The 12,892-nt window shown below is 50.9% G+C and carries 11 protein-coding genes; 8 read left to right on the top strand and 3 right to left on the bottom strand.

From position 1 onward, the window contains the following. Nucleotides 1–62 precede the first annotated feature (62 nt). The gene (locus NDI52_RS05765) at nt 63–1,280 is read right to left on the bottom strand and encodes a hypothetical protein (RefSeq protein WP_190771097.1); all 1,218 of its coding nucleotides are present in this window, start codon (nt 1,278–1,280) and stop codon (nt 63–65) included. Between the two features lie 248 nt (nt 1,281–1,528). Here NDI52_RS05765 and NDI52_RS05760 point away from each other — a divergent pair, with 248 nt between their 5' ends. Further along, entirely contained in the window at nt 1,529–1,723 is a 195-nt protein-coding gene (locus NDI52_RS05760; protein ID WP_190771096.1) for a hypothetical protein, read from the top strand. Nucleotides 1,724–1,728: 5 nt separating this feature from the next. Here NDI52_RS05760 and NDI52_RS05755 read toward each other — a convergent pair whose 3' ends face one another. Together NDI52_RS05755 and NDI52_RS05750 are read right to left on the bottom strand one after the other, a co-directional pair. Next, nucleotides 1,729–2,652, bottom strand: a complete 924-nt coding sequence (locus tag NDI52_RS05755) for a C1 family peptidase (protein WP_190771095.1) — start codon at nt 2,650–2,652, stop codon at nt 1,729–1,731. 232 nt (nt 2,653–2,884) lie between these two features. After that, a complete protein-coding gene (locus NDI52_RS05750) occupies nt 2,885–3,013 on the bottom strand; it encodes a hypothetical protein (RefSeq protein WP_277874835.1) in 129 nt (42 codons plus the stop codon). A gap of 144 nt (nt 3,014–3,157) precedes the next feature. On the opposite strand from NDI52_RS05750, the gene NDI52_RS05745 reads away from it, so the two are divergent. The 7 genes from NDI52_RS05745 (at nt 3,158) to NDI52_RS05715 (ending at nt 12,711) form a co-directional block, all read left to right on the top strand. Continuing rightward, entirely contained in the window at nt 3,158–4,267 is a 1,110-nt protein-coding gene (locus tag NDI52_RS05745; protein ID WP_190771094.1) for an alpha/beta hydrolase, read from the top strand. Between the two features lie 33 nt (nt 4,268–4,300). Then, a complete protein-coding gene (locus tag NDI52_RS05740) occupies nt 4,301–4,423 on the top strand; it encodes a hypothetical protein (protein WP_277874395.1) in 123 nt (40 codons plus the stop codon). A gap of 382 nt (nt 4,424–4,805) precedes the next feature. Beyond that, nucleotides 4,806–5,423 carry a cation transporter gene (locus NDI52_RS05735; RefSeq protein ID WP_190771093.1) on the top strand — a complete coding sequence of 206 codons (618 nt, stop codon included), beginning with the start codon at nt 4,806–4,808 and terminating at the stop codon, nt 5,421–5,423. Nucleotides 5,424–5,799: 376 nt separating this feature from the next. Continuing rightward, entirely contained in the window at nt 5,800–7,008 is a 1,209-nt protein-coding gene (locus NDI52_RS05730) for a 4-hydroxy-3-methylbut-2-enyl diphosphate reductase (RefSeq protein WP_190771092.1), read from the top strand. Nucleotides 7,009–7,797: 789 nt separating this feature from the next. Then, the gene (locus NDI52_RS05725) at nt 7,798–9,114 is read left to right on the top strand and encodes an acetamidase/formamidase family protein (RefSeq protein ID WP_190772985.1); all 1,317 of its coding nucleotides are present in this window, start codon (nt 7,798–7,800) and stop codon (nt 9,112–9,114) included. A 330-nt stretch (nt 9,115–9,444) separates the two neighbouring features. Further along, nucleotides 9,445–10,251 carry a cyanophycinase gene (locus tag NDI52_RS05720; protein WP_190772984.1) on the top strand — a complete coding sequence of 269 codons (807 nt, stop codon included), beginning with the start codon at nt 9,445–9,447 and terminating at the stop codon, nt 10,249–10,251. 342 nt (nt 10,252–10,593) lie between these two features. Then, entirely contained in the window at nt 10,594–12,711 is a 2,118-nt protein-coding gene (locus NDI52_RS05715) for a bluetail domain-containing putative surface protein (RefSeq protein ID WP_190772983.1), read from the top strand. The last annotated feature ends 181 nt before the right edge of the window (nt 12,712–12,892 follow it).

The following is a 12,892-nucleotide window of genomic DNA, read 5'->3' as shown; positions in this document are numbered from 1 at the left end:
GGGCTAGACACCCGGTGTTTTTGGAAACACCGGGTGTCTTAACGCTAAGCTAGGCAGCCGGTTTAGAGAATGGGAGCCAGATCAGACTCTTTAACGGAGCCGCTGCTGTCATTCAGGGGTTTGTAATCGGTCTTGAACTTCAGGGTGACTTGACCGCTCATGCGCGTCAGGGTTTCGATATTCCCCACCGAGGTTTGATCCACCGTGCTGACCTTGAGTTGGTTGTAGTGCGCGCTCATGCTGGCACTGCCCCATCCCCAGAAAGCTCCAGCTTTTAGATTGCCACCGTAGCTATTGCGATCGGTGTTGCTGGTCCGGGATGTGTTAGTTTCCTGGGAAGAAACCTGGAAGATTAGCTTGGTGTCGATCTGACCTTCGGTGATGACGATCCGAGCCATGCCTTCCCGCGCCATTTGCCGCAGTTGGTTCATGCCATCGCGGGCTAAGCCATGCTTGATGGCCGCTACAATGTCGGCCATGTCATCGTCGGTATAGATTTTGGAACCCCGAACTTCGATCCCTCCGACGCTATCAAAGTCTTCTTTTTCAAAGATGGCTTTAACTTCGTCCTCTTTGAATTCGGCGGTTTTGGAATCAATAACACCAAAGGCATAAAGAATCGCCGCTCGATAACCGCCGGTGACAGGAGCCAGGTAGAACAAACGCTTGAGATGGTAAGCCCGACGAGGTTCGCCTTTTTTCAGCTCAAACTTTTCGTCCCCTTCAACCAGGGTGAGCTGCTCCAGCTTTTCATTTACCGCATCATCAGAGACGTTGTCAGAGGCGAACTCCTTCAAGCTCTTGGTGATCTCCGCCACCATGTCGCTGTAAGCCTTCATCTGGTCGATGGTGGCTTTGATGATGGAGTTGAACGTACCGCTAATGAGGCCCTGGGTGAAATTCACAAAGGCCATACCGACCTCCTGGGAACCCCGTACTGCCAGGTCAACGGCATTCTTAGAGGTCTGATTTCCGTCAGTGCCCAGCTTGGTGTTCTCGTTGAGGGGAGCAATCAGCCCCATGGATGCCGCTTCCATACTGCCATCCTGGGGTCGCAGGAAGTCGAGCAGAGTTTCTTGAACAATCGTGGTGACACCCTGCCGCAGCATTTGCCGCTCGGCATCATCGTCACCCAGATTCTCAACGGTTTGCTCGATCACTTCCATTAACCGATCAACACCGCTAGCGATCGCCTCATCAGCCGGTTGCACGACCAGAGAATCTTCCAGATTGGACTCTTCGTTGTTGGGGTTTTCGTTTTGCTTGCGAATGCGAGTCATGATGTTTCCTTTCGTGACGATTTCAGTTGACTGAGACGGATTCAGGATTATCCGTCGTGCGAACAATCCAACCGATGGTGCAACCCCAGGAACGGCTCTCGACCGTTGTCTCTGGCTGACCATGACAGTTGAAACTTTGTGGGGAGAATGTTCGTGCAGATGCCTTTGGCTATCAACATTTGGGATCTGCACGAATTCTCCCAAGCTGGAATTTCGATGCGACCTGTCTCGTAAATGGCTTCAGAACTGTGCCTGTTTCAGAAATGCGAGTTCAATCGGCTGTGATTGTTGAGGGACGGGCATCTTGTCCATCTGGGCGGGTCAGGGCACCTATCCCACAATTGATTGAATTCACAGTCCTCAACTCAACATCGTCTTTTGAGGACGTTCAAGGCGACAACGAAACTATTGACGAAAGGGGCCAAATCGACTTCCAGGAATAGCGGGATCAGGCATTGAGCCCAAAGACACCCGTATCCACCCAATCTTGTTTGAGGAGCACCCACCAATCCACGGAAAGGCCCCGCTGAATGTAGGTGTAGGGCAACCAACCGTAGCCTTCTTTACCCCAACTTGTACCCCAGGAATTCCGGACGAGAATGGCCCCTTTGCTCTTAATGCCACCCGGCTTAAAGTGCTCGATCACCAGGGAGTCGTCGTAGCCCACAGCCGTCATGGCATGACCACCCAGGGGGCGATCGCTACTCACGGGGAAGGGCAGTTGCCCCAGGGTATTCGCCCGACTGGCATGGAGCAACGGAGCATCGAACATCATTGTGCCAAAGGCCAGGGGAAAACCGGCTGCCAACTGGGTTTTGATGGTTAGCAGTAATTCATCATCGTAAGTGTCGGGGGCATCTAACCGGACGTAATGCATCGCCTTGTAGTTGGAGGCAAAGGCGTAGCAAAAGGCGGGAGGCTCTACATTCAGTTGGCCCATTTCGTATGCCCAATACTCTTCGGGGGGCAGCCCAAAGAGCCGCAGGGCTCCCATGGTGGTGCGGAGAAAGACGCCGACGTTTCCCTCCGATTTGAGCAAGTTGCGGGTGGTTTTGTAGAGGAACAGCCGTGAGCGGTGGCGATACTCTTGCGTCGCTTTTTGCTCCAGGTATTCGGCGATCGCCGTCACCACATGGGCGGTGCAGGATTCCATCTTGCCCTGGTCTTCTACCGGGGAAAACCCAGGCCGGAGGTCTACGAAGGAAGGGAGATCTAACTTTTTGAACTGACGATTCTCAATAAACCGGGCAGAGCGGCCCATCACGGTATCGAGCAGAGGACGAACAGCTTTGCTGGTGAGCCGTAAGTCTCGATGGTCGGGATAATCTCGGAGCCAACCCATACCGTGCTGGCGACGAATAGTTTCACTCATGCAGCGTGATTACTTTTGGGGAGACGATTCAGGAACACCGAATCCCGGTGAGAAGCTAAAGTGCGCTTTCCACAAGGATTTTGGGTTTTTTGTGTAGAATTACACAGGAACTCTCTAAACTTCACGTAGTGACCGTAGGATTCCGGACTTTCTCTGATGCCTTTAGCGTAAAGATCCATTACGTACTTTGCTTTTGAGCCAGAACGCTGTCGCAAAGCCGTATAGGGCATTTTTACCCCAAGGATGTTGGGGTGCATCCTAGCTTTTGCAGATTTGGAAGCCCACTTTTGTAGATGAGGCGGGCATTGCCCGCCTCATCTACAAAAGTGGATGCACCCGGATATTGAGATGTAGAAACCATGGTTTCACACTTCAATTCCATGAGAGAGGAAGATAAGATGCGGCGATCGCCCATAACCTTAGGAGGTTATGCTGGACGCAATTTTTCTTTAAGCTCACCTCAGCCTGGTTTGTTGCTTTAGCAGGGTGAATCTCCGCCATGTTCATGCCCATTGATTTTGTGTTGCGTTTGCTAGCCAATCTGCTGACGGTAGTTCTGCTAGGGAGCGGCATTTACATTCTCTACGAGTGGTATGAGGTGGAATTGGTTAGCGATCGCTGGCTCTACCTTGGCATTGGCCTCCTACTCTGGTCATTTCTAGGGTTCCTGCCCATCTTGCTATTGCATCGCCCTGGAAAAGATGAGCCTTCGCCACTGCGCAGTAATCGAGTGCAGCGGGTATCCCGGCCTGATGGGAGTGAAATTCAAGTGGAATTTTATGGCCCCGATCACGCGCCAACGCTCATCCTGACCCACGGTTGGGGACCTGACAGCACAGTCTGGTATTACGCAAAAAAACAACTTGCTGATCAGTTTCGCGTGGTGGTCTGGGATTTACCGGGACTGGGCAAATCCAAAAAGCCCGACAACCGGGATTACTCAACGGAGAAATACGCCCGTGACCTGGATGCGGTGATATCCCTGGTGGATGATCAGCCCGTTTTCTTGCTCGGACACAGCATGGGAGTCATGATTCTGTTGACCTTTTGCCGCTTGTTTCCCGAACGGCTGGAGCAGCGCGTTGCAGGTTTAATCCTGGTGGATGGCACCTATACAAACCCATTGCGAACCACGACGCTGAGCAAGTTGTTACTGGCGTTGCAAAAGCCTCTGTTGGAACCGTTGCTGCATGTGGTGATCGCCCTCTCTCCCCTATTCTGGCTCATAAGCTGGCTCAGCTATTTGAATGGCATAACACTGCTAACTACAGAAATTTCAGGCTTTACGGGTCGTGAAACCCGAGGCCAGCTTAATTTCTCCACCTTAACGGGCCTTAAAGCATCTCCAGGAATTTTGGCCCGTGGCGTTCTGGAAATGTTTCGGTTTGCAGAGGCCTCAACGTTGCCTAAAATTTTGGTGCCAACCCTTGTGATTCATGGCAAGTCTGATATTGCAACACGCCCCTTCGCAAACCAGCGCATTGCTGAGCAGATACCTGCTGCGGAACGGAATGTCCTTGCTCCAGGTGGGCATATGGCATTGATGGAGCGCAATCAGCAGTTTTCAGACATTATTCGCAGCTTTAGTGATGCTTGCTTGAGATTGAAACGGTAAACAGCTTGTTCGCTCAAATCTAAGGCGGGTAATATGCCCACTTCGCAGGAGTTACAGGCAACTACTCGCCTCAGAATTTTTCAAAACTTAGGGCGATCGCTGACAGTTTATTTCAGCGCTATTCACCCATACTGGAATAACCTCAGTTCGGGATAAGCTGAAGTGCTTATTTTGGCGTGCGCAAAGCGCACGCCAAAATAAGCGTTTTCGAGTGCCGCGCAACGCGCGGCACTCGAAAACGCCCTTAACCCGAACTTATAGCGCTGTGCACGTTGATTAAGTACGGTGGTGTGGGGCACTTCGTGCCCACACCACCGTTGCTGTACTTAACGCACTTGCACATTGCTACAGGTTGGAATAGTACTGACGACGCATGCTTGTTGTGTTTGGTGTGAAAATCACACTACATACAGCAAGCATGCGTAAGTCCTCAATATGTTTGAGAAGGTAATGTTTTGTACACAATCCTGCCAGCAGCTATTAAAGGCCTGTGATAGCATCCAACTATTCATATAAATGTTGAAATGCTGAGCTGCTTATGGGTGACAACTGCTGTCAAAACAAGGGTTGTGAGCTAACGAAGCTAAAAAAACAGCAAGCTAAAGTCCTGTGGGCCGTGTTGTTTATCAACCTGTGCATGTTCGTGATTGAATTTGGCTCAGGGCTCCGTGCTGGTTCACTATCTTTAACAGGAGATTCGCTTGATATGCTGGGCGATGCGTTAGTTTATGCCAGCAGTTTGTACGTCATTAATAAGGGTAATAAAGCTCAGGCTGGTTCAGCTTTCTTGAAAGGAATTATTATGCTTCTGTTTGCTATTGCAGTCTTTGCAAAAGCAACCTATCAACTGTTTGTAGGTGCCGTTCCCGCAGCAACCATTATGAGCGTGGTTGGCGTTGTGGCATTACTGGCCAATCTAGTCTGTTTGCTTCTACTAACTCGGCACCGAAACGACAACATCAATATGTCGTCTGTCTGGTTGTGCTCCAGGAATGACATCATTGCAAACACATCTGTTCTTCTCGCAGCCGGATTGGTTTTTCTGACCCAATCCGTACTTCCAGATTTGGTTGTAGGTTTGTTCCTCACAGTTGTTTTTGCGCAATCAGCAGGTAAAGTCCTGACCCAGTCATGGAGAGCAATGCAGCAAGCCTAGTGTAACTTCAGTGTTGCTAGACCCTTGTTGTGGGTATGCCGTGCTCACAATAAGGGTTTTAGAAAAGATGTCTGAGCCTGTGTTGAGTTAGGAAGGGGTGGAGCGTACGCTCCACCCCTCCTTAAATTGAATTTCGAATGGGCATTTCAATATTTGGAGGTGGCAACCAGCAATTCTCATTTTGGAATCCAATCCGAAAATAGCCCGCCGAAGGCGGGCTATTTTCGGGCTTCAAAGCTGAGAGTTCGTGCCCGAAGGGCGCGAACTCTCAGCTTTGAAGCCCATACTGAGAATTGCTGGGTGGCAACTCTGGAGGTATTAGAGGGGTAGGATTCTGGTAGGCTGAAGGAGACGACGGTCTACTCCGGGGAAGCTGATGGATACCAAGGCGTTTAAGCGATCGCTCAACCACTCCGATAACTACCACCGCAAGGGCTTTGGCCATGAAGCCGAAGTTACGGGCATGATGAAGTCGGAGTACGAAAGCCCGCTGATTCAAGAAATTCGCGCCAATGACTACCGCCTGATGCGGGGAGATGTCACCATTCGGCTGGCGGAAGCTTTTGGATTCTGCTGGGGGGTTGAGCGAGCGGTAGCAATGGCCTACGAAACCCGGCAGCACTTCCCCAACGAGCGCATCTGGATTACCAACGAAATCATCCATAATCCCTCAGTAAACCAGCGGCTCCGGGAGATGAATGTCGAATTCATCGAAGTCGATAAAGGCGTCAAAGATTTTTCGGGTGTAGCAAAAGGCGATGTGGTGATCCTTCCCGCCTTTGGAGCCAGCGTGCAGGAAATGCAACTGCTGAACGATCGCGGCTGCACCATTATCGATACGACCTGCCCCTGGGTTTCCAAAGTGTGGAACACCGTTGAGAAGCACAAGCGGGTAGAATACACCTCCATTATCCACGGCAAGTACAACCACGAAGAGACGATCGCCACTAGCTCCTTCGCTGGCACCTATCTGGTAGTGCTGAATCTGGAGCAGGCTCAGTATGTGGCAAATTACATTCTGAACGGGGGCGATCGCACTGAATTCCTCGCCAAGTTCAAAAACGCCCATTCCAAAGGATTTGACCCCGATCGCGACCTGGAACGGCTGGGAGTGGCTAACCAAACCACCATGCTCAAGAGCGAAACCGAGCAGATCGGCAAGCTCTTCGAGCACACCATGATGAAGAAGTACGGCCCGGAAAACCTCAACGACCACTTCCTCGCGTTCAACACCATCTGCGATGCCACTCAGGAACGGCAGGATGCCATGCTGAATCTGGTGGAAGAAAAACTAGACCTGATGGTGGTGATTGGCGGTTATAACTCTTCCAACACGACTCATCTGCAAGAAATCGCTATTGAGCGGAATATCCCCTCGTTCCATATTGATAGCAGCGATCGCATGGGTCCCGGCAATCGCATCGAACATAAACCCCTGGGGCGCGATCTGGAAGTCACCGAAAACTGGCTTCCTTCTGGCCACCTGACGATTGGGGTAACATCCGGAGCCTCAACTCCTGACAAGATCGTGGAACAGGTGATTGAGAAGATTTTGGAATTGAAAGGGGCAATGGCGATCGCCTGAGCTACCATTTCCTGAAACTACACCCTGTTGTAAAACTGTCTGAAAGGATTTTTTTATATACGAAGCGCACGAAAAAGATAACTTCTGAAACGCTTCTAGTAAATGAAGCCGTTGATACTCATCAACGGCTTCATTTATTGGATGTCTTCTATTGCTTCGCAGGCTGCTAAGGGTAGTGGGCGATCGCGCATGAACAAAGACTAATCACGCACGGTTTCAAGCATTTTGCTGGAAAAATAAAAAACTTTTCTAAGCTTTATTTCTATGGTAATTAACCTCAGTTCGGGATAAGCTGAAGTGCTCATTTTGGCGTGCGCTTTGCGCACGCCAAAATGAGCGTTTTCGAGTGCCGCGCAACGCGCGGCACTCGAAAACGCCCTTAACCCGAACTCAGGTTAATTAGATTCCCTAAAACGGCTGTTTCTAGCCGTCATTCTTCCGATTCCTATTTTTAAATATTGGTTTTACTTGCCATTATTTGCGCCATCTGCCAATGAATTTATGATTGGTTTTAATAGGAGAATCTATTGATCTTCTCGTAATACTGGAAAATGTTCAGGAATTAGTATGAATTGTAGCGGTAGAAACAAATAGATCATAAAGCTTTGGAAATAATTGAAGTCTGATTTGATTGGGTATTCAAAAGCTTGATAGCCTGCATTTTTCCCATAAAACTGTGAGAAAAATGGGCTCCAAACACTTGCACACCTACATTTGTGCTTTAGCTGAGTCAAGTAAGTATCCACACAATCAGAGTTAACGATCTAATTTTTTCACCTGAATATTTCTATGCCGCGTCGTCGTGATTTTCTTCTTGGCAGCGCCGCTGCTGCTGCTGCTGTGTCTGTCTTGCCTAAGGCTCGTGCTCAAGAAACCGCGCGGCCCGAAATGGCTGCCCTACAGGAAGGCTACGTAGGGCAGTATCAGGGAGGCGTCTATCTGCTCCCAGCTACGGATGAAACGGTGCAGTGGGGTTGGTTCAATAATGCTGAGCCACCACGGGCCCGGATCAAATCGGGCGACACGATTATTCTAGAGACGATGATGGCTTCCCAGAATCAAATTCTGCCGGGAGTCTCCATTGAGAAAATCACAGAGTTGCGGGTTAATTACCCTGGACGTGGCCCTCATACCATTACAGGGCCTGTGTATATAGAAGGGGCAGCCCCCGGCGATACCCTGAAGGTCAAAATCAATCGCATCGTTCCCCGCACTTATGGGGCAAACTGGAATTTGCCCGGAGATCTGAACCTTGGGCAATTCCCCAGCGTCTTCACTGAACCCCAGGTAAAACACTTTTTCCTGGATCTGAATCGGAATAAAACAGAATTTTTACCCGGTATTGAGTTACCCGTGCGCCCCTTCCCCGGCATTTTGGGGGTAGCCCGTGCCGAGAGTGGCCAGTACAGCACGGTACCTCCCGGCCCCTTTGGCGGCAACCTGGATTGCCGCGAATTGGTAGAAGGTACAACGATCTACCTGCCGGTTTTTGTGGATGGAGCGTTGCTGTGGTCGGGTGATTCCCACGCCGTGCAAGGAAACGGTGAGATTAACCTGACTGCCATTGAATCGGCCTTTAATGAATTGAATCTGACAGTCGAAGTGATTAAGGGCAAAACCCTGAGTTGGCCTCGCATTGAGTCGGATACCCACTGGATTACCCTGGGCTACGATCGCGATATGAATATTGCTCTCGACATTCTGCAAGAGGAAACCGTCAAGTTTCTCGCGGAGTGGAAGGGGATGCGTGCCTCAGAAGCACGGCGCTATATGGCAACCTATGGGGACTGTCGGGTTGCAGAAGTCGTGAACCAATTGAAAGGGGTGTACTGTATGCTGCCCAAGGATGACGATGCACGTCCCTTGCCTCCCAATCCTACGGCTGATACCCGTAGCAGCTATGTCACCTACGCCGTTGATGCCAATGGCATGGAGGCCATGAATAAAGCGGCGATGAGCCTGATTGAACGGATGCAGGCGGAGAAGGGTTTGAGTGCGCTGGATGCTTACGCGTTGGCGAGTTTGGCGATGGATGCTCGCATGGGTGAACTGGAACCCGGTGCCAAGCACATTCACTGTTTAATGCCAAAATCCCTGTGGGTGTAAAGGATATTCGTGCCTGCTTCTTGGGTAGTTGAAGTGTGATTATCAAAGTGCGGTGCTTTACGCCGCACTTTTTTAGTCGCAATGCTGCGAATCACTACGAAGGCTTAATTTTTTACGGGAAGTCGACTTGTAGAAAATAGAAGATTTTAGAATCAGTTCTAACTTTAAACAGACAAATCTACTAGAAAAATCACGCTACCATTCACCGAGAGCGCTCGTGGTATTCCGCTAATGTAATTTCTGCGTTAAAGAATTCGTTTGGGAAAATGGATTGGCGATCGCTAAATCTGTCCTCAAACGCGATCCAAAATCACGTGAGGAAACAGGGTTATGGATGCTCGGACTACAAAAGGTGCCCTGCTGATTGTGGGAGGTGCTGAGGATAAGGAGGGCTCCTGTACTATCCTGCGGGAGTTTACGCGGTTAGCAGGAGGGCAGCGGGCTCGCATTGCGGTGATGACGGCTGCAACCAGTTATCCCGACGAAGTGGGGCGAACCTATACCGATGTATTTTTGCGGTTAGGGGCAGAGGCGGTGGATGTCGTGGATACCCGCGATCGCCGCGATTCTGAAGCCTCTGATCTGATTGATGTCATTCAATCTGCCACTGGTATCTTTTTCACAGGGGGTGACCAGGCCCAAATCATCGACCGTATTAAAGATACGCCCCTGGACAAGGCGATTCGTGAGCAACATGCCAGTGGTGTTGTGGTTGGAGGCACCAGTGCTGGAGCCGCGATGATGCCTGACATGATGATTGTGGAAGGAGATTCTGCGACCAATCCCCGGTTAGATGTCGTGGAAATGGGGCCGGGAATGGGTTTTTTGCCAGGAGTCGTGATTGATCAGCATTTTGCTCAACGGGGGCGTTTGGGGCGATTGCTGTCAGCTCTGCTGATTGAGCCCAGTATTTTAGGATTTGGAATTGATGAGAATACAGCGATCGCCGTCCAGGGTGATGAACTGACGGTGCTGGGGGAAGGTGCGGTGACGGTCGTAGATGAATCAGAGAGTACCTACAACAACCTGAAAACAGCGCTAAAAGACGAAGATTTAGCCGTTTATGGTGTCAAAGTTCATATTCTGCCCCGTGGGCATCAATTTAATCTAAAGACACGCAAGCCCACTCCACCCTGATAGTTGCAGGACTTCACCACACCAATTTAACAGGTGAGATGAGGCGGGCTTTGTCCGCCCATCTCACCTGTTACAGCGCTTTTTAGCGCTTAAAATTTGGTTGTTTTTGTGAGAGCCGCGCGGAGCGCGGCTCTCACAAAAACAACCGTGACTGATTCAAGCGCAAAGCGCTGTAAATTGGTGGCCTGCTGTTATAAAAGTTACATGAAAGCTGCGTAATTCCTTTGACAGATAGTTTTCCGCGAGTTATCTCTGAGGAGAAGATTTGCTTTCATTAAAAAGGCTTCTGCCATTGACAGGAGCGGGAGCACCTTCGTATGTCCTTCTGGCGTTTCTAAAGCAATGGTGAATTTAGCAGCCCCCGTTCTCGACACATCTTTAGATTTGCAACTGGCTCCTATCTCTAACACGATTACGGATGCAGCAAATACTGGCATTACTGTTGCCGAGCTGATTGATGGCCTCATCACAGATGCCGATGCTGATGTAGGAGCGATCGCCATCACCCAGGTAGACAACTCTACAGGTACCTGGCAATACTCCCTGGATGGTGGGGTTAGCTGGGTCGATTTGACCAACGTGTCTGAAAGCAACGCGGTGGTATTGGGCTCAATTCCGCTTTTTGCTCCAGGTGTCAACGGTACTCCTGACCCCAGCGATCAGTCATGGCTCAGTCTTACTCGCTTTTCTCAAGGAAGTTTGTTCTCCCCGGGGGGAACTGAAACATCAACGGGTGCCGGGACAACTCTCAACACAACCCGAAGCGGTAATGAGAATGATACCTATGCCGGGTATAGCAACTACTCGGTAAATCTCCTTAACCAAACCTATACCCTCAAAAATTCTGCTTTCCCTTCCCTCAATCACAATGATGGCTTTCAGATCTCCTTTGAAGCGCAAGTCATTAGCAATACCCTAGCGAATGATGATCGTGCGGTGTTCAGTATCACGCTGGTGATGGCTGATGGGCAAACTGCCATCGAGCTTGGCTTTCAACGGACTGGCCCAGGGCAAGGACGAATTTTTGCCCAATCCGATGATCGGACTCCAAATCCGGGGGGCCTGCCTATGGAGCTCTTCACCTCGGCTGAAGAAACGACCTTTGATACCACATCCAGTCTGGTTCGCTATACCCTCGATGTCTCTGAAACAACCTATTCCCTAAAAGCGAACGGCACCCAGATTTTGACGGGGCCTCTACGCAACTATACAAGCTTCGCTCCGCAACCCATCGGCGGATTCACCCCACCCAATCCCTATACAGTGGCCAATTTGCTGTCCCTGGGGGACAACACGACCTCAGCCGGGGGCAGCTTTACTCTGGGGGATGTGTCGTTGCAGATGGAGACGCGCCTGCGCTTTGTACCTACGGCAAACTCGGTAGGCTCGGCGATCTCGTTTCGTGCCTGGGATGGTAGCGATGGCCACGCTCCGGGGAGCCGGGTGAATACGACAGCGAACGGTGGCACTACCCCCTTTAGTGCCGCTTCGGAGACGGCTACGGTTGCGGTCACCTCGTCTACTGCCATTTATGACTTTAGCGCCGCTACCTATCGGGTCATTGAGGGGAACACGGCTAATACGGTTAATGCGGTTGTGCTAACCCGCTCAGGCAATACAAATATTGCCTCTACCGTAACGGTTGTGCTGGGCCCAGACACCACCAATCCGGCTGCCCTTAACGATTATGGGACGTCGAGCGTAGCGGTGTCCTTCGCCGCTGGAGAAACCCAAAAGGTGATCCCAATTGGGATTTTTGGGGATGTGCGTTTTGAACCGGATGAGCGAATTGCCCTATCCCTGACAGCTCCCAGTGCTAATAGCAGCCTTGGAACACGCGCTACCGCTATCTTGACCCTGGTTAACGATGACCCTTTAAATGGAACCCCGAGAAACGATAGCCTCACCGGGAATGCTGGGGCCAATGTGATCAACGGGTTGGCTGGTCGAGATTCACTCGTGGGAGGTGGGGGGAATGACTCCCTAAACGGAGGTTTGGGAGCCGATACCCTTAACGGTGGAACGGGGGGCGATCGCTTCCTCTACCGGGGCACCAGCATCATTGCGGCACACGGCAATTCCCTCGTTGCGGCACCCGATCGGATTGTGGGTTTTTCGTCGGTGCAGGGCGATCGCATTCAGCTAGATTACGACAACCGCCTGAACACTTCCAACCGCCCCACAGGCGTCTTTAACGCAGGCGCAAAAACTGGAACATCTCTGGCTGCTGCTACCCGAGCAGCCTTTGCCGACAAGAACCAGGCTTTAGGCGGGCAACAAGCTCTCCGAGCTCGTGAAGCTGTCTTCTTCCGCTGGCGCAATCAGACCTACCTGGCTGTAAACGACAACCTGGCTGGCTTCTCCGCGAGCCGCGATTTGATTGTCAATGCTAATGGCATCCAGTTTGCTACGGGAGACGCGACGCGTGGTGCTTTAAACACAGCCAACTACTTCGTGTGACGCCATCCTGGAAAAGCCAAAGAGCAGATGTTTCTGAAAATACCCGCTCTTTGGCATCTGACAGCTTAACCATTTGCAGCACATCCCAGTCTAAAGCCTGGGGCCTACTTTAAGGCGCGCCCTGGTCTTTCACTACAGGATAGATGGGGTAGAGTTCGTTTGCTCCGTCTATCCTGTGATA

The sequence above is a fragment of the Leptolyngbya sp. PL-A3 genome, from assembly GCF_039962325.1.
GTDB lineage: Bacteria > Cyanobacteriota > Cyanobacteriia > Elainellales > Elainellaceae > Vacuolonema.
This window is presented reverse-complemented; position numbering and strand designations above follow the sequence as displayed.

Bases quoted from the DNA above. Each gene is read 5' to 3' on its own strand.
- NDI52_RS05755 (WP_190771095.1), bottom strand. From the start codon at position 2,652: ATGAGTGAAACTATTCGTCGCCAGCACGGTATGGGTTGGCTCCGAGAT.
- NDI52_RS05730 (WP_190771092.1), top strand. From the start codon at position 5,800: ATGGATACCAAGGCGTTTAAGCGATCGCTCAACCACTCCGATAACTAC.
- NDI52_RS05715 (WP_190772983.1), top strand. From the start codon at position 10,594: ATGGTGAATTTAGCAGCCCCCGTTCTCGACACATCTTTAGATTTGCAA.
- NDI52_RS05745 (WP_190771094.1), top strand. From the start codon at position 3,158: ATGCCCATTGATTTTGTGTTGCGTTTGCTAGCCAATCTGCTGACGGTA.
- NDI52_RS05750 (WP_277874835.1), bottom strand. From the start codon at position 3,013: ATGGTTTCTACATCTCAATATCCGGGTGCATCCACTTTTGTAGATGAG.
- NDI52_RS05720 (WP_190772984.1), top strand. From the start codon at position 9,445: ATGGATGCTCGGACTACAAAAGGTGCCCTGCTGATTGTGGGAGGTGCT.
- NDI52_RS05735 (WP_190771093.1), top strand. From the start codon at position 4,806: ATGGGTGACAACTGCTGTCAAAACAAGGGTTGTGAGCTAACGAAGCTA.
- NDI52_RS05725 (WP_190772985.1), top strand. From the start codon at position 7,798: ATGCCGCGTCGTCGTGATTTTCTTCTTGGCAGCGCCGCTGCTGCTGCT.
- NDI52_RS05740 (WP_277874395.1), top strand. From the start codon at position 4,301: ATGCCCACTTCGCAGGAGTTACAGGCAACTACTCGCCTCAGAATTTTT.
- NDI52_RS05765 (WP_190771097.1), bottom strand. From the start codon at position 1,280: ATGACTCGCATTCGCAAGCAAAACGAAAACCCCAACAACGAAGAGTCC.